Source organism: Micromonospora palomenae (genome assembly GCF_007829925.1).
Taxonomy (GTDB): Bacteria; Actinomycetota; Actinomycetes; order Mycobacteriales; family Micromonosporaceae; genus Micromonospora; species Micromonospora purpureochromogenes.
Genome location: NZ_VIXA01000001.1, coordinates 2068845 through 2095196, shown reverse-complemented (window position 1 = coordinate 2095196; position 26352 = coordinate 2068845). Strand labels below are relative to the sequence as shown.

22 protein-coding genes are annotated in these 26352 nt (G+C 74.2%); 16 read left to right on the top strand and 6 right to left on the bottom strand.

Translation table 11 applies throughout. The features are described from left to right. The first annotated feature begins 166 nt into the window (after positions 1-166). Positions 167-2608 carry a RelA/SpoT family protein gene (locus tag FHX75_RS09435; protein ID WP_211364440.1) on the top strand — a complete coding sequence of 814 codons (2442 nt, stop codon included), beginning with the start codon at positions 167-169 and terminating at the stop codon, positions 2606-2608. A gap of 58 nt (positions 2609-2666) precedes the next feature. On the opposite strand, the gene FHX75_RS09430 is transcribed toward FHX75_RS09435, so the two are convergent. Next, complete coding sequence (locus FHX75_RS09430) at positions 2667-3506, bottom strand: peptidylprolyl isomerase (RefSeq protein ID WP_154938148.1); 840 nt, start codon at positions 3504-3506, stop codon at positions 2667-2669. 60 nt (positions 3507-3566) lie between these two features. Next, positions 3567-4454: a peptidylprolyl isomerase gene (locus FHX75_RS09425; RefSeq protein ID WP_154938146.1), complete on the bottom strand. Its 888-nt coding sequence runs from the start codon at positions 4452-4454 to the stop codon at positions 3567-3569. 258 nt (positions 4455-4712) lie between these two features. Between FHX75_RS09425 and FHX75_RS09420 the strand changes: the two genes are divergently transcribed. The 3 genes from FHX75_RS09420 to FHX75_RS09410 all read left to right on the top strand — a co-directional run bounded on the left by FHX75_RS09420 (position 4713) and on the right by FHX75_RS09410 (position 7822). Beyond that, entirely contained in the window at positions 4713-5432 is a 720-nt protein-coding gene (locus tag FHX75_RS09420; RefSeq protein WP_154938144.1) for an MBL fold metallo-hydrolase, read from the top strand. A gap of 50 nt (positions 5433-5482) precedes the next feature. Then, positions 5483-6811, top strand: coding sequence for a histidine--tRNA ligase (hisS, locus tag FHX75_RS09415; protein WP_154938142.1), 1329 nt, complete (start codon positions 5483-5485; stop codon positions 6809-6811). Positions 6812-6880: 69 nt separating this feature from the next. Then, on the top strand, positions 6881-7822 hold the full coding sequence (locus FHX75_RS09410) for an acyl-ACP desaturase (protein ID WP_154938140.1): 942 nt from the start codon (positions 6881-6883) through the stop codon (positions 7820-7822). A gap of 181 nt (positions 7823-8003) precedes the next feature. Here FHX75_RS09410 and FHX75_RS09405 read toward each other — a convergent pair whose 3' ends face one another. Next, on the bottom strand, positions 8004-8519 hold the full coding sequence (locus FHX75_RS09405; protein WP_154938139.1) for a PaaI family thioesterase: 516 nt from the start codon (positions 8517-8519) through the stop codon (positions 8004-8006). A gap of 56 nt (positions 8520-8575) precedes the next feature. Here FHX75_RS09405 and FHX75_RS09400 point away from each other — a divergent pair, with 56 nt between their 5' ends. Next, positions 8576-9052, top strand: coding sequence for a winged helix-turn-helix transcriptional regulator (locus FHX75_RS09400; RefSeq protein WP_154938137.1), 477 nt, complete (start codon positions 8576-8578; stop codon positions 9050-9052). Between the two features lie 100 nt (positions 9053-9152). On the opposite strand, the gene FHX75_RS09395 is transcribed toward FHX75_RS09400, so the two are convergent. Then, positions 9153-9983, bottom strand: a complete 831-nt coding sequence (locus FHX75_RS09395; protein WP_154938135.1) for an SGNH/GDSL hydrolase family protein — start codon at positions 9981-9983, stop codon at positions 9153-9155. Between the two features lie 246 nt (positions 9984-10229). On the opposite strand from FHX75_RS09395, the gene FHX75_RS09390 reads away from it, so the two are divergent. Further along, positions 10230-11285: a S1 family peptidase gene (locus tag FHX75_RS09390; protein WP_154938133.1), complete on the top strand. Its 1056-nt coding sequence runs from the start codon at positions 10230-10232 to the stop codon at positions 11283-11285. Positions 11286-11348: 63 nt separating this feature from the next. On the opposite strand, the gene FHX75_RS09385 is transcribed toward FHX75_RS09390, so the two are convergent. Next, positions 11349-11963, bottom strand: coding sequence for a DUF998 domain-containing protein (locus tag FHX75_RS09385; RefSeq protein ID WP_154938131.1), 615 nt, complete (start codon positions 11961-11963; stop codon positions 11349-11351). 138 nt (positions 11964-12101) lie between these two features. On the opposite strand from FHX75_RS09385, the gene aspS reads away from it, so the two are divergent. From aspS to FHX75_RS09365, 4 genes are all read left to right on the top strand, one after another. Continuing rightward, positions 12102-13907: an aspartate--tRNA ligase gene (gene aspS / locus FHX75_RS09380; protein ID WP_154938129.1), complete on the top strand. Its 1806-nt coding sequence runs from the start codon at positions 12102-12104 to the stop codon at positions 13905-13907. A gap of 108 nt (positions 13908-14015) precedes the next feature. Continuing rightward, entirely contained in the window at positions 14016-14828 is an 813-nt protein-coding gene (locus FHX75_RS09375) for an SDR family oxidoreductase (RefSeq protein WP_154938127.1), read from the top strand. Positions 14829-14913: 85 nt separating this feature from the next. Then, the gene (locus tag FHX75_RS09370; protein ID WP_154938125.1) at positions 14914-15507 is read left to right on the top strand and encodes an ArsR/SmtB family transcription factor; all 594 of its coding nucleotides are present in this window, start codon (positions 14914-14916) and stop codon (positions 15505-15507) included. Continuing rightward, the gene (locus FHX75_RS09365; protein WP_154938123.1) at positions 15504-16928 is read left to right on the top strand and encodes an MFS transporter; all 1425 of its coding nucleotides are present in this window, start codon (positions 15504-15506) and stop codon (positions 16926-16928) included. The genes FHX75_RS09370 and FHX75_RS09365 overlap by 4 nt, the downstream gene beginning before the upstream one ends. A 219-nt stretch (positions 16929-17147) precedes the next feature. On the opposite strand, the gene FHX75_RS09360 is transcribed toward FHX75_RS09365, so the two are convergent. Then, on the bottom strand, positions 17148-17882 hold the full coding sequence (locus FHX75_RS09360; protein WP_246157891.1) for a GNAT family N-acetyltransferase: 735 nt from the start codon (positions 17880-17882) through the stop codon (positions 17148-17150). A gap of 120 nt (positions 17883-18002) precedes the next feature. On the opposite strand from FHX75_RS09360, the gene FHX75_RS09355 reads away from it, so the two are divergent. The 6 genes from FHX75_RS09355 (at position 18003) to alaS (ending at position 26309) form a co-directional block, all read left to right on the top strand. Continuing rightward, on the top strand, positions 18003-18212 hold the full coding sequence (locus FHX75_RS09355; protein WP_154938119.1) for a hypothetical protein: 210 nt from the start codon (positions 18003-18005) through the stop codon (positions 18210-18212). Between the two features lie 75 nt (positions 18213-18287). Beyond that, positions 18288-19790 (top strand): replication-associated recombination protein A, encoded by a 1503-nt coding sequence (locus FHX75_RS09350; RefSeq protein ID WP_154938117.1) that lies wholly within the window; start codon positions 18288-18290, stop codon positions 19788-19790. A gap of 2273 nt (positions 19791-22063) precedes the next feature. Next, on the top strand, positions 22064-22687 hold the full coding sequence (locus FHX75_RS09345; RefSeq protein WP_154938963.1) for a hypothetical protein: 624 nt from the start codon (positions 22064-22066) through the stop codon (positions 22685-22687). Positions 22688-22834: 147 nt separating this feature from the next. After that, positions 22835-23296, top strand: coding sequence for a DUF948 domain-containing protein (locus tag FHX75_RS09340; protein ID WP_154938115.1), 462 nt, complete (start codon positions 22835-22837; stop codon positions 23294-23296). Between the two features lie 32 nt (positions 23297-23328). Continuing rightward, positions 23329-23634, top strand: coding sequence for a hypothetical protein (locus FHX75_RS09335; RefSeq protein WP_154938113.1), 306 nt, complete (start codon positions 23329-23331; stop codon positions 23632-23634). Then, positions 23631-26309, top strand: a complete 2679-nt coding sequence (alaS, locus tag FHX75_RS09330) for an alanine--tRNA ligase (protein ID WP_154938111.1) — start codon at positions 23631-23633, stop codon at positions 26307-26309. Before FHX75_RS09335 ends, alaS begins: the two co-directional genes overlap by 4 nt. Positions 26310-26352: the final 43 nt, after the last annotated feature.

The window sequence follows — 26352 nt, the reverse complement described above, 5'->3', positions numbered from 1 at the left end:
CGGACCGTCCGGCGGAGCGGCACCGCACCCACCGTGCGGGTAGCATTGCCCTTTGCTGACCGGGCGGTTCCCCGTCCGGCGGCGAAGGACCAGACCGGCCGGAGCCACGGCCGGTGTTTTCCGGCGAGCGGTGAGGAGGCCGGTGTCCCACGATGTCGTCCCTCCGGTGGAGGGCACGGTGCACCCGACAGGCGACGCTGACGGCTCGGTGACCGACCGGAAGAGCAACCCGCCGGCCCGTGTGACGGGTGCCGTCGACGGCGCCGTTGCCGAGGCCGTCGACGCCGGCGCGCCCGTGGCGCCGCTGCCGACCGTCGGCGACCCCTCGCCGAGCGGAGGTTTCGCCCTCTCCAACGCGCCGACCGGCCGTCGGGTGCGGGCCCGGCTGGCCCGGTTCAACGCGCCCTGGCAGAGCTCGCAGGTCAGCGAGGTGCTGGAGCCGCTGATCGCCACCCACCGGGAGAACCACCCCAAGGCCGACGCGCGGCTGCTGCAGCGCGCCTTCGACACCGCCGCCCGCTGGCACTCCGGTCAGTACCGCAAGTCCGGCGACCCCTACATCACCCACCCGCTGGCCGTGGCCACCATCCTGGGCAACCTGGGCATGGACACCACCACCCTGGTCGCCGCGCTGCTGCACGACACGATCGAGGACACCGAGTACACCCTCGACCAGATGCGCGCGGACTTCGGCCCGGAGGTCACCCTGCTGGTCGACGGGGTGACCAAGCTCGACAAGGTCAAGCTCGGCGACGCGGCCAAGGCGGAGACCATCCGCAAGATGGTCGTGGCGATGGCCAAGGACCCGCGGGTCCTGGTGATCAAGCTGGCCGACCGGCTGCACAACATGCGTACCCTGACCTTCCTGCCCCGCCCCAAGCAGGAGCAGAAGGCCAAGGAGACGCTGGAGATCCTCGCCCCGCTGGCGCACCGCCTCGGTATGAACACGATCAAGTGGGAGCTGGAGGACCTCGCCTTCGGCACGCTGTTCCCGAAGCGGTACGAGGAGATCAACCGCCTGATCGGGGAGCACCAGCCGCAGCGCGAGGCGCTGCTGCGCCAGGTGACCCAGAAGGTGCAGACCGACCTGAAGGCCGCCAAGATCAAGGCGGAGACCACCGGCCGGCCGAAGCACCTCTACTCGATCTACCAGAAGATGATCGTGCGGGGTCGCGACTTCAACGACATCTACGACCTGGTGGGTGTGCGGATCCTGGTCGACACGGTGCGGGACTGCTACGCGGCGCTGGGGGTCATCCACGCCAACTGGCAGCCGGTGCCGGGCCGGTTCAAGGACTACATCGCGATGCCCAAGTTCAACATGTACCAGTCGCTGCACACGACGGTCATCGGGCCCACCGGCAAGCCGGTGGAGATGCAGATCCGCACCTACGCGATGCACCGCACCGCCGAGTTCGGCATCGCCGCGCACTGGAAGTACAAGGAGCACAAGGGCACCCAGATCGTCGGCCCGCCGGCGCACATCGACGAGATGACCTGGCTGCGCCAGCTGCTGGACTGGCAGCGGGAGGCGGCGGACCCGAGCGAGTTCCTCGACGCGCTGCGCTTCGACCTGTCCAGCCAGGAGGTGTACGTCTTCACCCCGAAGGGTGACGTCATCCCGCTGCCGACCGGCTCGACGCCGGTGGACTTCGCGTACGCGGTGCACACCGAGGTCGGGCACAAGTGCATCGGGGCGCGGGTCAACGGCAAGCTGGTGCCGCTGGAGTCGACGCTGTCCAACGGCGACGTGATCGAGATCTTCACCTCGAAGTCCGACACGGCCGGCCCGACGCAGGACTGGCTGGGCTTCGTCAAGAGCCCCCGGGCCCGCACCAAGATCCGCCAGTACTTCAACAAGGAGCGGCGCGAGGAGGCGATCGAGGCCGGCAAGGACGCGATCGTCAAGGCGATGCGCAAACAGGGCATGCCGTTGCAGCGGATGCTCACCTCGGACGCGCTGATGGCGATCGCCCGGGACCTGCACCTGGCCGACGTCGCCTCGCTCTACGCGGCGGTCGGCGACAGCCAGGTCTCCGCCCAGTCCGTGGTGCAGAAGCTGATGGCCACCTACGGGGGCGAGGAGGGCGCGGCGGAGGACATCGCCGAGACCGCCGTCGCCACCCGGCCGCCGCGCAGCCGGCAGAGCAGCGCGGACCCGGGCGTGGTGGTCCGGGGCGTCAGCGACGTCTGGATCAAGCTGGCCCGCTGCTGCACCCCGGTGCCGCCGGACGCGGTCTTCGGCTTCGTCACCCGCTCCGGCGGGGTGAGCGTGCACCGCGACGACTGCGCCAACGCCGAGGACCTGCGGGCGCAGAGCGAGCGGGTGGTCGAGGTCAGCTGGAAGCTAACCTCCGCCTCGACGTTCCTGGTCGCCATCCAGGTCGAGGCGCTGGACCGGCACAAGCTGCTCGCCGACGTCACCCGGGTGCTCTCCGACGAGCGGGTCAACATCCTCTCCGCCACCGTCACCACCACCCGCGATCGGGTGGCGGTGAGCCGGTTCAGCTTCGAGATGGCCGACCCGAAGCACCTGGGCCACCTGCTGGCCGCGGTGCGCAAGGTCGACGGGGTCTTCGACGCGTACCGGGTCACCTCGGGGGCCTGATCCAGCAACGACAAGCGCCCGCCGGCTCGGCCGGCGGGCGCTTCGTCGTACGGGTGGGTCAGCCCTGGATGTCGCTCATCGCCAGCTTGGTGATGACGACCTCCTTCTTGGGGTGGCCGCCGCCGGCCTGCTGGGCGAACGCCTTGTCGTCGCCGGCCGCCGCGACCTGCTTGACCAGGTCCATGCCGCCGGTGACGGTGCCCAGCACGGTGTAGTTCGGGTCGAGCTGCGAGTCGCCGTAGACGATGAAGAACTGGCTGCCGGTGCTGCCCGGCTGGCCCGAGTTGGCCATCGCGATGACGCCGTCCGGGTACGCGGGGCGCTTGTCGGTCGGCAGGTTCTCCTCGGCCAGGTTGTACGCCGGGCCGCCGGTGCCGTCGGTCTCCCGCCAGCCCTTGCCGGTCGCGCTCGGGTCGCCGCACTGGAGCACCTTGATGCCCTCGGTGACCAGGCGGTGGCACTTGCTGTTGTCGAAGAAGCCCTTGCTGGCCAGGTGGGTGAAGCTGCCCGCGGTGCAGGGCACCGCCGCCCGGTCGATCTTGGCGGTGATCGGGCCCAGGTTGGTGTCGATCGTCATCGTCTGGGTGCCGGTGTTCTTCTGCTGGGCCGGCGGCATTCCGACGTCCTTGATCTGCGGGGTCCGACCCTCCTTCGGCGCCTCGGTGTACGCGCACTGCGCGAAGCCCGGGGCGCCCGCGGTGTCCTGCTTCGTGTCGTCGTCACCGCCGAGGGTCGTCGCCAGCCAGACGCTGCCGGCGACCACGAGCAGCAGGACCGCAGCGGCCCCGACGATCGCCTGCGTCTGCCGGCGCTTGCGGGCCTTGGCCGCGCGCTCGGCCATCTCCCGCTCGAGCCGGGCCCGCGCCGCCGCGCGCTGCCGCTCTCTCGTGGACGTCACGGTCACTCCTCCTGGACTATGTGGCGCGGTCGCCGCCGCGTACGGGTGGTGGGGTCCGGCTCAGCCGGCGCTGGGGCTGGCCGACGGGGCGCCGGAAGCCGGGCTCGTCGGGGCCGGGGCCGCCGCCGTGCTCGGCTCGCCGACGGTGAGCTTCTGGAGCAGCACGTCGGTCTTCGGCTTGACCTTGGCCCCGGTCCCATTGTCCACGGTCGGCAGGGCGCCGATCTTCTCGATCACGTCGAGCCCGCCGGTGACCCGGCCGATGACCGGGTAGGTCGGCTTGGCCGGGTTGAAGTCCTTGAAGAAGACGAGGAACTGGCTGCCGTTGTTGCCCGGCGGGTTCCCGATCATGGCGATCGTGCCCTTCGGGTACGCCGGCGGCTCGCCGGGGGCCGGGCTGGCCGAGGGGCTCGCCTCGGGAACGGTGGGGACGTTCTCGTCGTAGAACGAGTACGTCGGGCCGCCCAGGCCGGTGCCGCTCGGGTCGCCGCAGCGCAGCGCCCCCTCGGTGGTGATCTCGTGGCACCTGGTGTTGTCGTAGAACGACCGGGTCGCCAGGTGGGCGATGCTCGCCCCGGCGCACGGCGCGCCGGCGAGGTCGAGCTCGGCCGTGATCGGGCCGCCCTGGTTGGTGTTGATCGTCATCGGCCGGCTGCCCGCGGTGGGCAGGCCGCTGGTGGCCGGGGTGCCGACGTCCTTGAGGTTGGTGTTCGCGGCGGCGTCCTGCGGCGTCCAGAGGCAGACGTCCTGGGCGGCCTGCTGCTTCGGGTCGCGGTCGAAGGCGCCCAGCGCCCAGGCGGAGCCGACCACGATCAGCGCCAGCACGACCGCGACGCCCACGCCGGCCTGGATCTGCCGGCGCCGCCGGGTCGCGGCGGCCCGCCGGGCCAGCTGCCGGTCGAGCTTCTCCCGTGCCAGCTTGCGCTGCCGGTCCCTGCTGGAAGCCACTCGTGCTCCCCTTCCTCTGCCCTGGTCGTCACCGGCGGTCGGGCCGCTCGCGTCCCCGTGAAGCAGGTGCGCCACGCCACACGCCCGCCAGAGTGTACGGGTAGCCGCTGGGAAAGTGGTGTACGAGGTCGGGGCTGGGTTTATCGGAGTGCGTCACTGTGCCGGACGGGGTGCGCGGGACGGGTGGGTCACGGATATCGGCTCGCCGCGACGGCTAGGCTGCGGAGGGAACGACGTACCGACGGAAGGGGAGCGGACGTGCTCGTGGCCGGCTTTCCCGCGGACGCCTTCGGCACCAACTGCTACGTGGTGGCGACCGCTCCGGGGGAGCAGTGCGTGGTGGTCGACCCCGGCATCGGGGTGCTCGACCGGCTCGACGCCGTGCTCGCCGAACACCGCCTGCACCCGGCCGCGGTGCTGCTCACCCATGGCCACCTCGACCACACCTTCTCGGTGGCGCCGGTCTGCGGCGCGCGCGGCATCCCCGCGTACGTCCACCCGGACGACCGGGAGCTGCTCGCGGACCCGGCCAAGGGGCTCTCCGCGGACCTCGCCCAGCTCTTCGGCGGCCGGCTGCCGTACACGGAGCCGGACGACGTGGCCGAGCTGACCGACGGCGCGACGCTGGCGCTGGCCGGGTTGGAGATCACCGTCGACCACGCCCCCGGCCATACCGGCGGGTCGGTGCTGTTCCGGCTGCCCGGCGCCGGCTCGCCCTGGGAGGCCGAGCAGATCTGCCTCTCCGGTGACGTGCTCTTCGCCGGCTCGATCGGCCGCACCGACCTGCCGGGCGGCAGCATGCCCCGGATGCTGACCAGCCTGCGGGAGAAGGTCCTTCCGCTGGCGGACGACACGGTCGTCCTGCCCGGCCACGGCCCCGCGACCACCATCGGCCGCGAGCGCGCGACCAACCCGTACCTCGCCGAGGTGGCGATGGACGGCGCCGCGCGCCCGGCCGCGCCCACCCGCGGCCTGTAGCCGCGCCCACGACCTCCCCGCGCCGCTGCGCGGGACGCAAGGAGTACGCCATGAGCAAGCCCACGCCCATCTCCGGCTTCCCGGAATGGACGCCCGGCCAGCGGATGATCGAGCAGTTCGTGCTCGACCGGATCCGCGCCACCTTCGAGCTGTACGGCTTCGCGCCGCTGGAGACCCGCTCGGTCGAGCCGCTGGACCAGCTGCTGCGCAAGGGGGAGACCTCGAAGGAGGTCTACGTGCTGCGCCGGTTGCAGGCCGACACCGACGGTCCGGCCGGCGACGACGCGCTCGGCCTGCACTTCGACCTGACCGTGCCGTTCGCCCGGTACGTGCTGGAGAACGCCGGCAAGCTGCAGTTCCCGTTCCGCCGCTACCAGATCCAGAAGGTGTGGCGGGGTGAGCGCCCGCAGGAGGGGCGCTACCGCGAGTTCCTCCAGGCCGACATCGACATCGTCGACCGGGACACCCTGCCCGCGCACTACGAGGCGGAGATGCCGCTGGTCATCGGCGACGCGCTGCGCTCGCTGCCGATCCCGCCGGTGCGCATCCAGGTCAACAACCGCAAGATCTGCGAGGGCTTCTACCGGGGGATCGGGCTGACCGACCCGGAGGCGGCGCTGCGCGCGGTCGACAAGCTCGACAAGATCGGCCCCGCCCGGGTCGCCGAGCTGCTGGCCGAGACGGCCGGCGCGAGCGAGGCGCAGGCCAAGGCGTGCCTGGCGCTGGCCGAGATCTCCGCGCCGGACGCCTCGTTCGCCGACGCGGTGCGCGCCCTCGGGGTGAGCGACCCGCTGCTCGACGAGGGGATCGAGGAGTTGGTCGCGGTGGTGGAGACCGCCGCCGCGCACTCGCCGGGGCTCTGCGTGGCCGACCTGCGCATCGCCCGCGGCCTGGACTACTACACCGGCACCGTCTACGAGACGCAGATGATCGGCTACGAGCGGTTCGGCTCGATCTGCTCCGGCGGCCGCTACGACAACCTGGCCAGCTCCGGCGCCGTCCGGTTCCCCGGGGTGGGCATCTCGATCGGGGTGACCCGGCTGCTCGGGCTGCTCTTCGGCGCCGACGCGCTCTCGGTCTCCCGGACCGTGCCGACCTGCGTGCTGGTCGCGGTCACCAGCGAGGACGCGCGGCCGGCCAGCAACCGGGTCGCCGAGGCGCTGCGCTCGCGCGGGGTGCCGACCGAGGTGTCGCCGAGCGCGGCGAAGTTCGGCAAGCAGATCCGGTACGCCGAGCGGCGCGGCATCCCGTACGTCTGGTTCCCGGGCGTGGAGGGGGCGGCGGACGAGGTGAAGGACATCCGGTCCGGCGAGCAGATCGCCGCTGCGGCGGGGGAGTGGACGCCGCCCCGGGAGGACCTCAAACCGCTGGTCAGCTGAGGTACTACTCGCGCGTACGCTCGCGGGGCCCTACGGTAGCGTAAGTTACGCCACCGTAGGGAGATCCGCATGAGCACCACCCCGCTGAGTCAGACCGCCCTGCTCCTCGAACTCGAAGCCGTGGTGGAGAAGAACCTCGACCGCCACCTGTCGATCGCCAAGGAGTGGTTCCCGCACGAGTACGTCCCGTGGAGCGAGGGACGCACGTTCGACGGGCCGCTCGGCGGCGAGCCCTGGTCGGAGTCGGACTCGACGATTCCCGACGTGGCCCGCACCGCGCTGATCGTCAACCTGCTGACCGAGGACAACCTGCCCTCGTACCACCACGAGATCGCCACCCTCTTCGGCCGGGACGGGGCGTGGGGCACCTGGGTGCACCGGTGGACCGCCGAGGAGGGTCGGCACGGCACCGCGATCCGGGACTACCTGACGGTGACCCGGGCGGTGGACCCGGTCGCCCTGGAGCGGGCCCGGATGACCCACATGTCGGCCGGCTACGAGAACGTGCACGGCGACGAGGTGCTGCACTCGCTGGCGTACGTGTCGTTCCAGGAGCTGGCCACCCGCATCTCGCACCGCAACACCGGCCGGGTCACCGGCGACCCGGCCTGCGAGGCGCTGCTGGCCCGGGTGGCCGCCGACGAGAACCTGCACATGGTCTTCTACCGCAACCTGCTCGGCGCGGCCTTCGAGCTGGCCCCGAGCCAGGCGATGCGCGCGGTCGCCGACGTGGTGGCCGACTTCCAGATGCCCGGCGTCGGCATCGAGGGCTTCGCCCGCAAGTCGGTGGCGATCGCCCTGGCCGGCATCTACGACCTGCGCCAGCACCGCGACGACGTGGTGCAGCCGGTGCTGCGCCAGTGGGACGTCTTCAACGTCACCGGCCTGGACGCCGACGGCGAGGCCGCCCGCGACCAGATCGCCGGCCACCTCGACGACCTGGAGCGGGCCGCGTCCCGCTTCGAGGAGAAGCGCGCCGCCCGCGAGGCCCGCCTCGCCACCCGCGCCTGACCCCCCACCCCACCCCACCCCACCCCACCCCACCCACGTCACCGCCTCGCCGTGGCCGCTCTTTCCGAGAAAGCGTGGCCATGGCGGGCAAAATAGCCACGCTTTCTCGGAAAGTGCCTGCTCGACGCGGGCGGGTCGGCGTGGGGGGCTCCTGCGGGTTCTTTGAGGTGGGTCCGGGTGGTCAGGCGGGGGTGTCGAGGGGGAAGAGCAGGCAGCTCGACGTGGCGTGGGCGATGAGGCGGTCCCGGGCGTCGGTCAGGCGGGCCTCGGCCAGGGCGGTGCGCCGGCCGCGTTGCAGGACGGTGCCCTCGCACCGCAGCATGCCGCTGGCGACGGTCACCGGGCGCAGGAACTTCACGTTCAGGTCCAGCGAGGTGTAGCCGACGCCGGCGGGCAGCGTGGTGTGCACGGCGCACGCGGCGGCGGTGTCCAGCAGGGTGGAGATCACCCCGCCGTGCACGGTGCCGAGCGGGTTGTAGTGGAACTCCTGCGGGACCAGCTCGACCGCGACCCGGCCCTCGTCGGCCTCCATCCGGGCCATGTCGATCAGGTGCATGATCGGCGGCGCGGCGAGCTCGCCGGCGATCATCGCGCGGAGCAGCTCCAGGCCGCCGCGGCGGCCCACGTGCGCGGCACCGGCCACCGGGTCGGACCAGGAGAAGGTACGGCTGCGCGCCGGGTCCTGCGTCTGAGTCATGGACTCAGCCTGGCAGCGCGTTGCTGAGTCTGTCAATCAGACCTAGCCTGGTGGACATGAGACCCGCGGCACTGGACTGGTCGGTGGAGAACTGCACCATCGCCCGGGCGATGGCGGTCCTCGGCGAACGGTGGACCCTGGTGGTGCTCCGCGAGGTCTTCAACGGCGTCCGCCGCTTCGACGACATGCGGGTCCGTACCGGCATCCCCCGGCAGGTGCTGACCACCCGGCTGGCCACCCTGGTCGAGCAGGGCGTGCTGCGTCGCGAGCCGTACCGGGAGCCGGGCAGCCGGCTGCGCCACGAGTACCGGCTGACCGAGAAGGGCCTCGACCTGTGGCCGGTGCTGGTGGCGGTGCTCGGCTGGGGAGACCGTTACCTGGCCGACCCGGAGGGCCCCCCGCTCAGCGTCGGGCACCGCGACTGTGGGGCGGAGGTCCGCGTCGAGCTGCGCTGCGCCGAGGGGCACGAGGTGGCCGACCCGCGCGACGTGCTGCCCCGGCCGGGCCCGGGCGCCCGCCGCCGGGTCGACTGACCCGCCGCCGGGCGGCGTCCCGTCGAGCTCGCGTCGGGCCTGCGGCGGACGCGCCGCAGCGCGCGGGCGGCAGTGCCGCCCGCGCGCCGGGACACCGGTGCTACCAGCCGAAGCCGTTGGCGTACGAGACGCTGGCCAGCACCGCCTGGCCGCTGGTGTTGGGGTGGAAGTAGTCCCAGGTGGAGACCTGGCTCAGCGCGAACGGGTAGTTGAACACCGCGTTGTCGTCGAAGTCGCAGTTCGGGCCGTACGCGGCGCAGGCCTGGGCGAGCTGGGTGTTGAAGTCGACCACCCGCTGCCGGACCCGGGTCCGGCGGTCGACGTCGGCCTGTGCGGTGGAGGTCGGGTTGGCCAGCATCGACTGGCAGATGCCGAAGGTCGACCAGGCGGTCCGGGCGCTGCCGCTGCCCTTGCCGACCGCCCAGAGCCGCTGGATGTCCGGGATGCTGATCACCAGGACCCTGGCGTTGGGCAGCCCCGCCTTGAGCCGGGCGAGCGCGCTGTCGATGTTCGCCCGGTAGGTGGCCACCGGAGTCATCGTCGACTCCGAGCTGGTGCAGGCGTCGTTGGCGCCGATCAGCATCGTGACGTACCCGACGCCCTGGCTGACCGCGGTGCCGGCCTGGCCGTACATGTCGGCGGATTTGGCGCCGCTGCGGGCGTCGTTGAGGTTGCGGCCCTGGATGTTCGGGTTGACCGCGCGGATACGCAGGTAGTGACTGTTCACCGTGGAGTTGTCGCCGGTGCTGAACGACCGTGAGGTGCAGTCGACGTACCAGCCGCAGGCGTTGAAGCCGCGGGTGATGGAGTCGCCGAGGCTGGCCATCGAGTTCGGCGGCGGGCCGGGATCGGCGACGGCGGGGGTCGCGGCGAGCAGGACGAGGGCGGTGGCGCCGGCGAGAGCCGCCAGCGCGCGTCGGGCGAGGGTCATGGTGGCCTCCGGATCACGGGTGCCGGCGTGCTGCGGTGGCCAGATCGTATAGACGACTTTCTGTGTCCACAATGTTGCTTCAGGGTTACATGGGGCGGCGGGGTAAATTCGGGCAAAGCCATGTCTTGCTTACGATCTTAAATATGTGAATACTTCAGTCACTCGGCCGGTTTCCCCAGGTCGGCCGGGTTGTCCCCGGGCGCGTCGACGTGACGCGACCCGTCACCCTCTTCCGGAGGTTGTTACATGCGACCCACGAGGTCATCGCTCCGCCACATCGCCGCCGTCGCCATGGCCGGCACCCTGGTCACCGGCGCGCTGCTCGGCGCCCCCGCCCAGGCCGCCCCCGCCTCGCCCGCCTCCCCCGACGCCGCGGCCGGTCTGGCCGACCGCCTCGGCGACCGCGCCGCCGGCACGTACGCCGACGCCAGCGGCACCATGGTCGTCGCCGTCACCGACGCCGCCGCCGCCCGTCAGGTCCGCGCCGCCGGTGCCACCCCCAAGCTCGTCACCCGGGGCGCTGCCACCCTGAAGGCCGCCACCGCCGAACTGGAGCGGTCCGCGAAGATCCCCGGCACCGCCTGGTGGACCGACCCCGCCACCAACCAGGTCGTGGTCTCGGTCGACAGCACCGTCACCGGCGCCAAGCTGGACAAGGTCAAGGCCGCCGCCGCCCGCACCGGTGGCGCGGTCCGGATCGAGGCCGAGGCCGGCGTGCTGAGCACCCGGATCTCCGGCGGCAACGCCATCTACGCCGGCGGCGGCGGGCGCTGCTCGCTCGGCTTCAACGTGCGCAACAGCGCCGGCACCCAGTTCTTCATCACCGCCGGGCACTGCACCAACATCTCGGCCAGCTGGTACAGCAACTCCGCGCAGACCAGCTACCTGGGCGCGCGGACCGGCACCAGCTTCCCGGGCAACGACTACGGGATCGTGCAGTACAACAGCAGCGTCTCCCGCCCCGGCAACGTCTACCTCTACAACGGCAGCTACCAGGACATCACCGCCGCCGGCAACGCGTTCGTCGGCCAGAGCGTCCGGCGCAGCGGCAGCACCACCGGCCTGCGCAGCGGCTCGGTGACCGCCCTCAACGCCACGGTCAACTACGCCGAGGGCAGCGTCTCCGGCCTGATCCGTACCAACGTCTGCGCCGAGCCGGGCGACAGCGGCGGCTCGCTCTTCGCGGGCAGCACCGCGCTGGGCCTCACCTCCGGCGGCAGCGGCAACTGCTCCTCCGGCGGCACCACCTTCTTCCAGCCGGTCACCGAGGTGCTGAGCCGCTACGGCGTCAGCGTCTACTGATCGACCCCTCGTGAGCGGGCCGCCGGGCGACCGGCGGCCCGCTTCGCGTACCGGCCGCCGGGCTCAGCGCGGTGCGGCTGCGCCACCTGCCGTCCGCCGGGTGAGCGCCAGCACCACCAGCAGCGGGCAGAGCGCCTCCGCGCCGGCGGCCACCCGCTCGGCCAGCCCGATCCGGGCGCCGCCGGTGGTCAGCTCCACCACGAACCAGCCGACCAGAGCCAGCAGCAGCGCCGCGGCGGCCGTACCCCGGCGGGCGGTCAGGGCGGCGGCGCCGACGGGCGCCCGGCGCCGGTGCGCGGCGAGCGCCGGCCAGAGCGCGAGCGCACCGAACGCCACCGCCGCGCTGAGACCGTGCGCGGTGGACGAACCCTGCTGCGCCGGCAGCGGGAAGGTCGCCACGGCGACGGTGGCGAGCCCGCCGAGGGCGAGCAGCAGCCGGCCGGCGGGACGCAGCGGGCGCAGCCCGGCCGCGGTCAGGCAGTGGCACAACCCCAGCCCCAGCAGGCCGACCGTCATGACCCAGCGATCCGTGGCGTCCCGGGCCGCCAGCGCGCTGATGGTGCCGGCGACCTGGTCGAAGCCGCCGGGCTGCCGCGCCGCCCCCAGGGTCCAGCCGCCGACCAGCAGGACCGGGGCGGCGGCGGAGGAGAGCAGGGCCCAACGGGGTACGGCGCGCACCCGGCACACCGTACGCGGGCCGCACCGCGACCGCCGGTGCCGCCGGTGGTGGCAACCGCGCCCGGTGGCATCGGGGGACCGGGCAGCCTGACAGAATGCGGAGGGCAGAGGTGTACCGCAGATGAGGAGACGCAAGTCGTGATCCGTACCCATGACGCCGGCAGCCTGCGCGCGACGGACGCCGGCACCACGGTGACGCTCGCCGGGTGGGTGGCCCGCCGGCGCGACCACGGCGGTGTCATCTTCGTCGACCTGCGCGACGGCTCCGGCGTGGTCCAGGTGGTCTTCCGCGAGGAGGACGCGCACGCGCTGCGCAACGAGTTCTGCGTCCGGGTCACCGGCGAGGTGACCCGCCGGCCCGAGGGCAACGAGAACCCGGAGCTGCCCACCGGCGAGATCGAGGTGACCGCCGCCGAGCTGGAGGTGCTCTCCGAGGCGGCCCCGCTGCCGCTGCCGGTCGACGACCAGATCGAGGCCGGCGACGACATCCGGCTCAGGTACCGCTACCTGGACCTGCGGCGCAGCGGCCCGGCCAACGCGATGCGGCTGCGCTCGCGCGCCAACCAGCTCGCCCGGGGCGTGCTGCACGAGCGGGACTTCCTGGAGATCGAGACCCCCACGCTGACCCGGTCCACCCCCGAGGGTGCCCGCGACTTCCTGGTGCCGGTCCGGCTCCAGCCCGGCAGCTGGTACGCGCTGCCGCAGTCGCCGCAGCTGTTCAAGCAGCTGCTGATGGTCGGCGGGATGGAGCGGTACTACCAGATCGCCCGCTGCTACCGCGACGAGGACTTCCGCGCCGACCGGCAGCCGGAGTTCACCCAGCTCGACATCGAGATGTCCTTCGTCACCGAGGACGACGTGATCGACCTCGGCGAGGCGATCGTGTCGGCGCTCTGGAAGGACCTGGCCGGGCACGAGATCTCCCGGCCGATCCCGCGGATCACCTGGTACGACGCGATGGCCCGGTACGGCTCCGACAAGCCGGACCTGCGCTACGGCGTCGAGCTGACCGAGCTGACCGACTACCTGCGCGGCACCGAGTTCCGGGTCTTCGCCGGCGCCATCGACGCCGGTGGGTACGTCGGCGCGGTGGTGATGCCGGGCGGCGCCGCGCAGAGCCGCAAGGAGCTGGACGGCTGGCAGGACTGGGCCAAGGCGCGCGGCGCGCGGGGCCTGGCGTACGTGGTGCTCGACGCCGAGACCGGCGAGGCGCGCGGCCCGGTGGCGAAGAACCTCTCCGCCGAGCACCTGGGTGGGCTCGCCGACGCGGTCGGCGCCAAGCCGGGCGACGCGGTCTTCTTCGCCGCCAGCGCCAACACCCGCGAGGCGCAGGAGCTGCTCGGCGCGGCCCGGATCGAGATCGCCAAGCGGGCCGGCCTGATCGACGAGAGCGCCTGGGCGTTCTGCTGGGTGGTCGACGCGCCGATGTTCGAGCGCACCGACGAGGGCGGCTGGACGGCCGTGCACCACCCGTTCACCTCCCCGAACGCCGAGTGGGTGGATCGCTTCGAGGAGGCGCCGGACCGGGCGCTGGCCTACGCGTACGACATCGTCTGCAACGGCAATGAGATCGGTGGGGGCTCGATCCGTATCCACCGGGGCGACGTGCAGAAGCGGGTCTTCGACCTGCTCGGCATCACCCCGGAGGAGGCGCAGGACAAGTTCGGCTTCCTGCTGGAGGCGTTCAAGTACGGCGCCCCGCCGCACGGCGGCATCGCGTTCGGCTGGGACCGGGTCTGCATGCTGCTCGCCGGCGCGGACTCCATCCGCGAGGTCATCGCCTTCCCGAAGACCCGGGGCGGCTTCGACCCGCTGACCGGCGCGCCGACGCCGATCACCGCCCAGCAGCGCACCGAGGCCGGCATCGACGCCAAGCCCAAGGCGCCGACCGGCGTGCACGCCGGCACCGCCGGCCCGGCCGCCCCGGTGGCCGACCCGGTCTGACCCGACCCCCGTCACCGAGAGGTCTGCGCCATGATGGCGTGGACCTCTCGGTCGTTTCGCCGCCGCAAACGGGCGACGGTCGGCGGGGCCGGGGAGACGGGGGACGCGATGACGCTGCTCGTGGTGGGAGCCGGTGGCTTCCTGGGCGGGGAGATCTGCCGGCGGGCGGTCGCCGCGGGGCGGCCGGTGGTGGGGACCTGGCACGCCAACCCCGTCGCGTTGCCCGGCCTGGCGACCCGGCAGCTCGACGTGACCGACCGGGAGGCGGTGCGCCGGCTGGTGGCGGCGGTCCGGCCGACCGCCGTGGTCGGCACCCCCTACCGGTACGACGACTGGGTGGTCACCGCCGACGGCGCGGCGCACATCGCGTACGCGGCGGCCGAGGCGGGGGCGCGGCTGGTGCACCTGTCCAGCGACGCGCTGCACGCCGGGCGCCCGACGCCCTACCTGGACGACGACCCGCCCACCCCGATCTACCCGTACGGGGCGGCGAAGGCGGCGGCGGAGACCGCCGTGCGGGCGATCGACCCGAGCGCTGTGCTGGTGCGGACCTCGCTGATCGTGGGGGAGGGGAGCAAGCAGATCCAGCTCTGCCGGGACGCGCTCGCCGGCCGGGCCACCCTCTTCACCGACGAGCTGCGCTGCCCGGTCGACGTCACCGACCTGGCCGACGCCGTCCTCGAACTGGTCGACGGCGATTACGCCGGCCTGCTCAACGTCGCCGGTCCGGAGGCGGTCAGCCGGGCCGGGCTCGGGCTGCTGGTGGCCCGCCGGTTCGGGCTGGACCCGGCCGGAATGAAGACCACCACGGGCGCGGCGGCCGGGGTGGTCCGCCCCACCGACGTACGGCTGGACTCATCGCGCGCCGCCGCGCTGCTGCGGACCCGGCTGCGCGGCGTCACCGAACTCCTCGCGGCCTGACCCCCGGCCCGCTTCCGCCACGCTGACGCACACTTTCTCTGCACAACTATTGTGCAGAGAAAGTGTGCACAGATATTGTGCAGACATGGGGAACGACGAGAACGCCGCGACACCACGTGAGGTCCGGCTCGACCACCGGCAGGTCCGGGTGCTGGCGCACCCGCTGCGGATGCGACTGCTCGGCGCGCTGCGCACCAGCGGGCCGGCCACCGCCACGGCGCTGGCCGAGCTGCTCGACACCAACACCGGCGCGACCAGCTATCACCTGCGTCAGCTCGCCGAGGTCGGGCTGGTCGCCGAGGACCCCGACCGGGGCAGCGGGCGGCAGCGCTGGTGGCAGGCCGCGCACGACGTCACCAGCTGGGAGCCGACCGACTTCGACGACGACCCGGACGCCCGGGCGGCGATCCAGTGGATCCACGGCGACCAGGTACGCCTGCTGGTCGAGCGGGCCGAGCAGTGGCTGGCCGTCGAGCACGAGTGGTCGCCGGCCTGGCGGGACGCCTTCGGCATGGGCGACATCTTCATGGTCGTCCCGCCGGACCGGATGGAGGCGCTGAAGGCCGAGGTGTGGCAGGTCATGCAGCGGTACCACGACGAGGCGGACCCGGCCGCGCCGGGCGCCGAGCCGGTGCACCTCTTCCTCGCCGGCTACCCGATGCTGGAGGGCCGGCGGTGAGCGCCCTGTCCGTACGCCAGGTCCGGTTCCGCTACCTCACCCTCTACGGCCTGCGCTGGCTGCCCACCGGTCTGATGATCCCGGTGATGATCCTGCTGATGCAGGAGCGCGGCCTGTCGCTGTCCGAGATCGGTCTGGTCTCCATCGCGCAGGGGCTGGTGGTGCTCGCGCTGGAGCTGCCCACCGGCGGCCTGGCCGACGCCCTCGGCCGCAAGCCCGTCCTGGTCGTCGCCTGGACGCTGAGCCTGGTCTCGCTCGGGCTCTTCGCGGTGGCCGACTCCTTCGCGCTGTTCTTCCTGGTCTGGGCCTTGCAGGGCGTCTACCGGGCGCTCGACAGCGGCCCCCTGGAATCCTGGTACGTCGACGCCACCCTCGCCGCCGACCCGAAGGCCCAGTACGAGGCCGGCCTCGGCTTCGCCGGCACCGTCGCCGGCGTGACCATCGCGGCCGGGGCGCTGCTCAGCGGTGGCCTGATCGCCCTCGGCCCGGTCGGGCCGGTCAGCGCCCTCACCGTGCCGGTCCTGGTCGCCATCGCCCTCCAGGCGATGGCCCTGGCGGCCCTGCTGCTCCTGCTGGTCGAGACGGGCCCGGCCAAGGGCGCCGGTGCGCTGCGCGCCTCCATGGTCGAGGCGCCCCGGATGGTGGGCCAGGCCTTCGGCCTGCTGCGCCGCTCCCGGGTGCTGCTCGCCCTGGTCGCCGTCGAGCTGTTCTGGGGCTTCGGCATGGTGACGTTCGAGTCGCTGCTGCCGGTCCGCCTCGCCGAGGTGGTCGGAAATCCCGAGCGCGCGGCGGCGCTGCTCGGGCCGGCCAGCTCGGCGGCGTGGCTCGCCTCGGCGGCGGGCGCGGCGCTGACCCCGCTGCTGCTGCGCTGGCTGGGCGCCGCGCCGAGCGCCGCGCTGCTGCGGATCGTCCAGGGCGTGACGGTGGTCGGCATGGGGCTGTTCGCCGGCCCGGTCGGCGTGCTGGTCGCCTATCTGGCCTGCTACACCGTGCACGGCGCCTCGAACCCGCTGCACACGGGTCTGCTGCACCGGCAGGTCGACGGGCCGTACCGGACCAGCGTGATCTCGCTGAACTCGATGGTGGGGCAGCCCGGCTTCGCGATCGGCGCGGTGCTGCTCACCGCCCTCGCCGACACCCGCAGCGTCACCATGGCCATGGTGGTGGGCGGCGTGGTGCTGGCCGTGGCCGCCCCGCTCTACCTGCCGGCCTGGCGCGCCGGGCGCACGGCAGGCGCGGCGGCCGACCCCGGCCCGGCCGGGCCGGACGTCGTCGGGTCGACGGTCGGGTCGAGCACGGTCGGATCCACCGCCGAGCCCGGTGTGGTCGGGCCGACCGGCGACTTCGGCCCGGTGGCCGATGGTCAGGCGGCGGTCCCGGCGGCCGGACCAGGGGGCGGGGAGGCGGCGCCCGTCCGCTGACCGGTCGCCGCGCCACCCGCGGTCGGGGCGGACCTCCGTCCGAGCCTGATACCTCAGAGGCATCTTGATACCTCTGAGGTATCAGGCCGACCGGGGCGGCCGCGTCCAGCGCCGACCGGGGCGGCCGCGTCCAGCGCCGACCGGGGCGGCCGCGTCCAGCGCCGACCTGGGCGGTCGCCCCCAGCGCGGACCGGAGCGGCGGGCCGCCGGCGCGCCGGTTCAGGCCAGGTGCACCGAGCTGCGGGCGAGGGTGCCGGTGAAGCCGAGCCGCCGGTAGAGCCGGATCGCCCCCACGTTGTCGGTGTAGACGCCGAGCGCCACGTGGTCGTAGCGGGCGGCCAGCGCCCGGGTCATCCCGGCGGTCAGGGCCGCGCCGAGGCCCCGGCCCCGCCGGTCCGGCGCCACGGTCAGCCCGGCCAGGAAGCCGACGTCGCCCCGGCTGCGGTCCGCGCCGCAGGCGACGAGCCGGTCGCCGTCGCGGATGCCGTACCAGTCGACGATGCGTGGGTCGCCGGGGCGCGAGGTGGTGCTGGGGAAGGACGCCTCGATCAGCGCGCTCAGCGCCGGGTGGTCCGCCTCGCCCAGGCGTACCACCCGGTCCTCCTCCGGCTGGCGCGGCGGGGCGGTGGTGGTCCAGAGGAAGTCCCACTCGTCGTGCCGGACCACTGCCAGCCGGCCGGCGAGGGCTTCCGGGCCGGTCCGGGGCAGGTGCAGCCACTGCCCGGCGGCGACCGCGCCGGCGGCGACGAGGTCGGTGAAGACCTCCACCGCCGGCTCCGGCGCCCCGATCGCGCCGCCCGCCGGTCCCGGCCCGGACGACAGCAGCCAGGCCACCGCGCCGTCGCGCCGCCAGCCGCGGGGCTCCGCTCCCCGCCACAGCGCGTGCCGCGCGTACGGGTGGTGGTCGGTAGCGGTGAGGAGGGCCGCGCGGCCCGTCAACTCCTGGTCGGCCATGATCACCCGCTCAGCCTAGAACGCGGCCCGGCGCAGCTCGTTCCACGGTGGAGATTGACGAGCCGACCGATTGGGTACATCCCGCCCCGACCTACTGGGAACCCCCACCGGAGGACAACGATGCTCGCCATTCTCGCCGCGATCGTATTCGGCTTCGCGCTGCTGATCGACCTGCTGGACACCAACTTCGGCGCCCCCGACCTCTTCAACGTGCACACCCTGCTGATGCTGGGCCTGCTGCTGCTCTCCCTCTACCTCGCCGGGGTCGGCCGCGGCCCGGGCGGTGGCGGCGGCCGCTGGTACCGCGGTCGGCGGCCGGGTCGCGGCTGACCGCAAGGGATCAGGACGGGCTCGGCCCGCGGCGCGATTCCGGCGCAGCGGACCGAGCCCGGTACTGTCTTCGTGATGGACTCCGACGCCCTCTTCTCCCTCGGTGAACCCGCCGCGGCGCCCAGCGCCCCCGCGGGTCCGAGCGGTGTCGACGGCTTCACGGCGATCGGGGAGGATTCGCCCCTGCCCGTCCGGATGCGCCCCGCCAGCATCGACGAGCTGGTCGGGCAGGACCACCTGCTCGCGCCCGGTGCGCCGCTGCGCCAGCTGGTCGGCGGCGGGGCCCCGATGTCGGTCATCCTCTGGGGGCCGCCGGGCAGCGGCAAGACCACCATCGCCCACCTGGTGGCCCGGGCCACCGACCGCCGGTTCGTCGCCATGTCGGCGCTCTCCGCCGGGGTCAAGGACGTCCGGGCGGTCATCGACACCGCCCGCCGGCAGCGCCGTGCCGGCGGACCGCAGACCGTGCTCTTCATCGACGAGGTGCACCGGTTCAGCAAGACCCAGCAGGACTCCCTGCTCGCCGCGGTGGAGGACCGGACGGTCACCCTGCTCGCGGCGACCACGGAGAACCCGTACTTCTCGGTCATCTCCCCCCTGCTGTCGCGCTGCGTGCTGCTCACCCTCCAGCCGCTGGACGACGCGGCCGTGCGCGGCCTGCTGCGCCGCGCGGTCGCCGACCAGCGCGGCCTGGGCGGCGCGCTCACCCTCGACACCGAGGCCGAGGACCACCTGGTACGCCTCGCCGGCGGCGACGTCCGCAAGGCGCTGACCGCGCTGGAGGCCGCGGCGGCCTCGGCGGTGGCCACCGGCACCGGCCGGATCGACCTGGCCACCACCGAGCAGGCGGTCGACGTGGCGGCGGTTCGCTACGACCGGGACGGCGACGCCCACTACGACGTGACCAGCGCCTTCATCAAGAGCATGCGCGGCTCGGACGTGGACGCGGCGCTGCACTGGCTGGCCCGGATGCTGGTCGCCGGCGAGGACGCCCGGTTCATCGCCCGCCGGTTGGTGATCTTCGCCAGTGAGGACGTCGGGATGGCCGATCCGACCGCGCTGGGCGTGGCCACCGCCGCCGCCCACGCCGTGGAGTACGTCGGCCTGCCCGAGGCCCAGCTCAACCTGGCCCAGGCGGTGATCCACCTGGCCACCGCCCCCAAGTCGAACTCGGCCACCACCGCCATCGGCGCGGCCATCGCCGACGTGCGGGCTGGCCGGGGCGGCCCGGTGCCGCGCGGGCTGCGCGACGCCCACTACGCCGGCGCGCGGGGGCTCGGGCACGGCACGGGATACCGCTACCCGCACGACGACCAGCGCGCAGTGGTCACTCAGCAGTACGCTCCCGACGATCTCGTCGGGACCGACTACTACCGGCCCAGCGGGCACGGTGCGGAGCGGTCGGTGGCCGCCCGGCTGCCGCTGCTGCGCCGGATCGTCCGGGGGCTGTCCGCCCCGGCGCCGCGCCCCGACGAACCGACGCCGGTGGCGGTCAACGGCCGCCACCCGTCGGGTACGGGGCACGCCGGTGGGGCGGATGAAGACGGCGACGCCGTCGTCGGGGAGGGTCAGCAGTGACATCGCGTGGTGGGGAGCGACCGGAGGACGGTCCCGACGAGCGGCGTGACTCCCGCGCCAAGGGACGCCGCTGGGGCCGGGGCAAGGCCGAGGAGCCGCCGCCGGAGCCGGCCGGCGAGGAGTTCGGCTGGATCGACGACCTGCGTAGCGCCAAGCAGCAGCGGGGCGAACTCGGCCCGGACGGTGAGCCACCGCGCCCGACGCCGCCCCCGCCCGCCGGCGGCCGTGGCCCGGCCACGCCGCCCACCGGTCCCCGGCCGGGGTCGGGCGCACCCAGCCCGGACGGCCCGCCGCCCGCCCGCGGGCCACGCCCCGACGTGCCGCCGCCCGGCCGTGCCGCCGCCCCGCGCGCCGGCGCGCCTGCCGCACCCGCCGCGCCGCGTCCCGGGTCCGCCGGGCCACGCCCGGACGGCGGCCCGGCCCGGCCCGGCCCGGTCGTCGGTCCGGGCCCGGACGCCCCCCGCCCGACCCGCGCCGACGGGCCGCCCGCAGCCCGCGCGGGCGTTCCGCAGGCCACCCCACCGGTACGCGGCGGCTGGCCCGCCGCTCCCGAACAGCGTCCCCGCCCCGGCGAGGGTGCCTGGCCCGGCCCGGCGGCCGCGGCGCGCCCCGGCCAGCGGGGGCCCGAGCGACCCCAGCCGGACGCCGCCGGAGCCCCCGTCTCCGGTGCCGGTGGCGGCGCGGCGGCCCGCGCCCAGGCGCCCCGGGCCGCCGGTGCCGGGCAGTCGCCGTCCGGCTGGCCGGCCCCCGGCCCCGAGGCGTCGGCACCCGCGCCCCGAGCCGCAGGCCCCGCCTCCGGACGCCGCACCGTGCCTCGCGCGGGCGCCCGCGGCCCGGCCGACGCCACCGACCCGGCTCGTCGCGGGCCGGCCTTCCCGCCGGACCCGGCCTACCCGAACCCGGTCAGCGGCGGCCCGCGCCCCGACCAGACGCCGGTGAGCGGCGGGCCCCGTCCCCACCCGACGCCGGTCAGCGGCCCACCCCGCCCGGACCCGGCGGCCCCCGAGCCGCGTGCCGGCCGGGGTCGCCGCGCCGCGGCGGAGCCGACCGGCGGCGAGGAACCGGGTACCGCCGCGCGCCGAGGCGGCCGGGGCGCGGCCCCGGAGCGGCCCACCGGTCGACGCCGCGCCGCCGAACCGGACCCGTCCGTGCCGATGACCGGCAACGCCCCACCCGTGCCGCCGACCGCCCCCGTCTCGGGCGCCGGCGCCACCCCGCCCGGCCCCGTGCCCGCCGGACGGGACGGAGACGGCCGACGCCGGCCGCGCGCCGACGAGCCCGGCACCGGACGTCGGGCCACCCCGCCCCGCGGCGACCGGCCGGAACGGCCGGCGGACTGGCTGCGTCAGGCGGGCCGGACCTCGCACACCGATCCGGCGCTGCCGACCCTGAACCGCTCGACCCCGGCCGGCGGTACGGCCGTGCCCCCGGGCACACCGGCTCCCGGCCGTCGTGGTGGCCCCGCCCCGGCGGGTCGGGCCCGCCCCGGTGCCGAGCCCTCCGCCCCGCCCCGCGAGGGCGTACCCGGTCAGCCGGTGCGGGGAGCGGCCCGGCCGGGCGGAGCGCATCCCGACGGCCCGACCTCCGCCCGGGGCCCGCGTGCCGACGGGCCGCACCCGACGGCGGGTCCGCGTGCCGACGGTCCGCACCCCACCGGGGGTGCCCGGGCCGAGGGCGCCGCACCCGTCCGGGGCCCCCGTGGCGACGGCCCGCACCCCGGCCGGGGGGCGCGTCCCGCCGGCCCGGAGGCCGGTGCCCGGGGGGCCGCCCCCATCCAGGGCGGGCGCCCCGGCGCGTCCCCGGCCGGCACCGGCGCGGTGTCCGGCCCCCGTCCCGCCGTCCCCGAGCAGCAGCCCGGGGCGCGCCCCGGCGGTCCGGCCCGCGCGGCGGTGCGCCCGGACGGCGCCGGTCCGGGCGTCGCCCGGCCGCCGGGCGACGACCCGCGTCGGGGCGGTCCCCAGTCCGAGGCCGGGCCGCGTGCCGGGGCCCCGGGCCAGCCGGCGGTGGCCCGCGCGGCCGCCCCGGGCCTGCGCCCCGACGAGCACCCCGACCGGGCCACCGGCCTGCAGCGGCAGCCCGCTCGGCCGGAGCCCGGCGGCACCGGGTCCGCCGCGCCACGCCCGGGCGAGCCGGTGGGCGTCGCCCGCGCGGCGGCGGTGGTGCCGCCGGCCGGGCCGCGACCGGCCACCGAGCCGGTCGGCGGTCCGGGCCGGCCCGACGAGGAGGAGCCCGCCGGCGGGCTGCAGGGCGCCCGCTCCGAGCTGCGCCGGCAGATGCGCGAGCGGCGCCGGCTCCGGCTGGGCATCCTGGTGCTGGTCAGCGTGGTGCTGCTCGGCGCGATCCCGCTCTACTTCGGCATCCGTACGCTCAGCCACGATCCGGTCTTCGACACCCTCGATGAGTTGGACGTGCCCGGCTGGGCGGCGGCGCAGACGGTCGACAACGTCAGCGGCAGCCGCTGGTGCCTGCAGGACTGCCGGCTGCGGGAACGCACCGTGGAGTCGGAGCGCGCGCCGGAGGAGACCGCCGGGGTGTACGAGGCGGCGCTGCGCCGGGACGGCTGGGAGCCCTGGCAGGTCGCCCGCTGCCCGGAGCAGAAGGAGAAGGGCCGGTACACCTGCTGGCGTCGCGACGAGCTCACCCTCGACCTGTGGGTACGCGAACCGACCTGCGCGGCGCCGCCGGCCGCCGGGGCGTCGACGGTCCCGCCGTCCACCGAGGCGTCGCCCGCTGCGGGGACGTGTGCCGGCTCGTTGGTGTCGGTGAAGGTCCGCAACGCGATCGACGACGAACGGACCCGGCCGCAGCCGAGCACGGACCCGTCGCTGACCGGTGAGGATCCCTTCCCGACGTTCACCGAGGATCCGCTCGAGGAACTGACACGCTCACCGTCCTGAGCCGGTTTTCATCACGGACGGTAGGGTCTGGGGCTGGCGTGCCCGCCCGCTCCCGCCGGCCCCTCGTGGGCGCGGAGCGACGGCGGGCCCGGAGACGGTCGCGCGTTCCGGACGTTCGTTCCGGAACTCTGCTTGAGGAGGACATGCGTGGATGGTGGACAGATCGCTGCGCTGATCGCGGCCGGCGCGTTCCTGATGCTGGTGCTCGTGCTGGCGGTGCCGATCCTGCGCCTGCGGCACACCGTGGACGCCACGACCCGGATGATCAACGACATCAACGAGCAGACCACCCCGCTGCTGGGGGACGTGAACACCACGGTGAAGAACGTCAACACCGCCCTCGAGCAGGTGCAGACCTCGCTGGACGGGGTGAACCTCCAGCTCGCCAAGGTCGACACCATGACCAGCCACGCGCAGAACGTCACCGCCAACGTGGCGAACCTGGCGACCGTCGTCTCCGCCGCCGCGGCCAACCCGCTGGTCAAGGTGGCCGCCTTCGGGTACGGCGTACGCCGGGCCGCCTCGGCCCGCCGGCACGCCGAGACCGAGCGTGAGGTGCGCGACACCATCAAGCAGCAGCGGCGTGCCGCGCGGCGCGGCAACCACTGAGCCGGTCGGCGACGAGCCGGAGGGATGAGAGCATGAGGCGATTGTTCTGGCTGGGCATCGGCCTGGCCGTGGGCGTGGTGGTGGTCCGCAAGGCGACCCGCACGGCGCAGGCGTACACCCCGGCCGGAATCGCGAGCGGGCTGTCCGAATCCGCTGGCAGCCTGGTCGAGTCGCTGCGTAGCTTCGTGGAGGACGTACGGGTCGGGATGGCCGAGCGCGAGCAGGAGATCCACGAGGCGTTCGCCCGGGGCGAGGCGTTCGACGACCAGTTCGCCGAGCTGCGGGAGGACCCGCGCATCGGCGACCGAGAAATCTTTCCGGAGGAACACCAGCGATGAAGACGGCGGAGATCAAGCGGCGGTACCTCGCCCACTTCGAGGCGAACGGCCACACCGTGGTGCCGTCCGCTCCGCTGCCCGCCATCAGCGACCCGAACCTGCTGTTCGTCAACGCCGGCATGGTGCAGTTCGTCCCCTACTTCCTCGGGCAGCAGACCCCTTCGTACCGGCGGGCGGTCAGCGTGCAGAAGTGCATCCGCACCCCGGACATCGACGAGGTCGGCAAGACCAGCCGGCACGGCACGTTCTTCCAGATGAACGGCAACTTCTCCTTCGGTGACTACTTCAAGGACGGGGCGATCCCGCTCGCCTGGGAGCTGGTCACCAAGCCGGTCGCCGAGGGCGGCTACGGGCTGGACCCGGAGCGGATCTGGCCGACGGTCTACCTCGACGACGACGAGGCGTTCCAGATCTGGCGCTCGGTGGGCGTGCCGGCCGACCGGATCGTCCGGCGGGGCAAGGCCGACAACTTCTGGTCGATGGGCATTCCCGGCCCGTGCGGCCCCTGCTCGGAGCTGTTCTACGACCGCGGTCCGGAGTACGGCCGCGAGGGCGGCCCGGCGGTCGACGAGGACCGCTACATGGAGTTCTGGAACCTCGTCTTCATGCAGTACGAGCGGGGCCCGGGCACCGGCAAGGAGAACTTCCCGATCCTGGGTGACCTGCCGGCGAAGAACATCGACACCGGCATGGGCCTGGAGCGGATGGCCTCCATCCTCCAGGGCGTCGACAACCTCTACGAGATCGACGAGGTCCGGCCGATCCTCGACCGGGCGGCCGAGCTGACCGGCAAGCGGTACGGCGCCCGGTCCGGGCACGTGGCCAGCGAGTCGCACCCCGACGACGTGCGCCTGCGGGTGGTCGCCGACCACGTGCGGACCGCGCTGATGCTGATCGGCGACGGGGTGACCCCGAGCAACGAGGGTCGCGGCTACGTGCTGCGCCGGATCATGCGCCGGGCGATCCGGGCGGTGCGCCTGCTGGGCTACCAGGACCGGGCGCTGCCCGAGCTGCTGCCGGTGGCCCGGGACTGCATGTCCCCGTCGTACCCCGAGCTGGCGGAGGAGTTCGACCGGATCTCCCAGTACGCGTACGCCGAGGAGGACGCCTTCCTGGCCACGCTGCGCGCCGGCACCACGATCCTGGACACCGCCATCGCCGAGACGAAGTCGGCCGGCAGGCCGGCCCTCTCCGGCGACAAGGCGTTCCAGCTGCACGACACCTACGGCTTCCCGATCGACCTGACCCTGGAGATCGCCGCCGAGCAGGGCCTGCAGGTGGACGCCGATGGCTTCCGCCGGCTGATGGCCGACCAGCGCAACCGGGCCAAGGCCGACGCGCAGGCCCGCAAGACCGGGCACACCGACGTGTCGGCGTACCGGTCGGTGCTGGACGCGGGCGGGGCGGTCGAGTTCACCGGCTACACCGAGCTGAACCGGGAGTCCCGGGTCCGCGCGGTGCTCGCCGACGGCGCCCCGGTGGGCGCGGCGGTCGAGGGCGACACCATCGAGCTGGTGCTGGACACCACCCCGTTCTACGCCGAGGGCGGTGGCCAGCAGCCGGACCAGGGCCTGATCACCGTGGGTGGCGGCCAGGTCGAGGTCTTCGACGTGCAGCAGCCGGTGCCGGGGCTGATCGTGCACCGGGCCAGGGTGCTTCGCGGCGAGGTGCGCGCCGGGGAGACCGGGTACGCGGAGATCGACGTGAGCCGGCGGCGGGCGATCTCCCGCTCGCACACCGCCACCCACCTGGTGCACCAGACGATGCGCAACTTCCTCGGCGAGTCCGCGACCCAGGCGGGTTCGCTGAACGCGCCGGGCCGGCTGCGGTTCGACTTCAACACCCCGACGGGGGTGGCGCCGAGCGTGCTGCACGACGTGGAGCAGCAGGTCAACGAGGTGCTCCTCGCTGACCTGGAGGTGCACGCCTTCATCACCACCCAGGAAGAGGCGCGCCGGATCGGCGCGATGGCGCTCTTCGGCGAGAAGTACGGCGAGCGGGTCCGGGTCGTCGAGGTCGGCGACTACGCCCGGGAGCTGTGCGGCGGCACCCACGTGGCCCGCTCGGCGCAGCTCGGCCTCGTCAAGATCCTCTCCGAGGCGTCGGTGGGCTCCGGCGTGCGCCGGATCGAGGCGCTGGTCGGCATGGACGCGTTCGGCTTCCTGGCCCGCGAGCACCTGCTGGTCACCCGGCTGGCGGAGATGTTCCGGGTGCCCGGCGACCAGGTGGCCGACCGGGTCGAGCAGACCGTGACGCAGCTGCGCGACGCCGAGAAGGAGCTGGAGAAGCTCCGGGCCCAGCTGGTGCTGGGCGGCGCCGCGGCGCTCGCCGGGCAGGCGAAGGACGTCCGGGGCGTGGCGTACGTCGGCACCGAGGCGCCGGAGGGCGCGGCCGGCAACGACGTGCGGACCCTGGCCCAGGAGATCCGCGGCAAGATCGACCCGGCCCGGCCGGCGGTGGTGGCCGTGGCGGCCCGCGCCAACGGCAAGGCGTCCCTGGTGGTGGCCGTGAACGCGGCGGCCCGGGGTCGTGGGCTCGCGGCCAACGACCTGGTCAAGGCGGCGTTCTCCGGCCGCGGCGGGGGCAGCCCGGACGTCGCCCAGGGTGGCGGCCTGCCGGCGGCGGAAGCGCCGAACCTGCTGCTCACCGTCGAGAAGGCGATCGCCGAGGCGTGATCACGCACCATGGAACCCAGGGCGGACCGACCCGGTCCGCCCT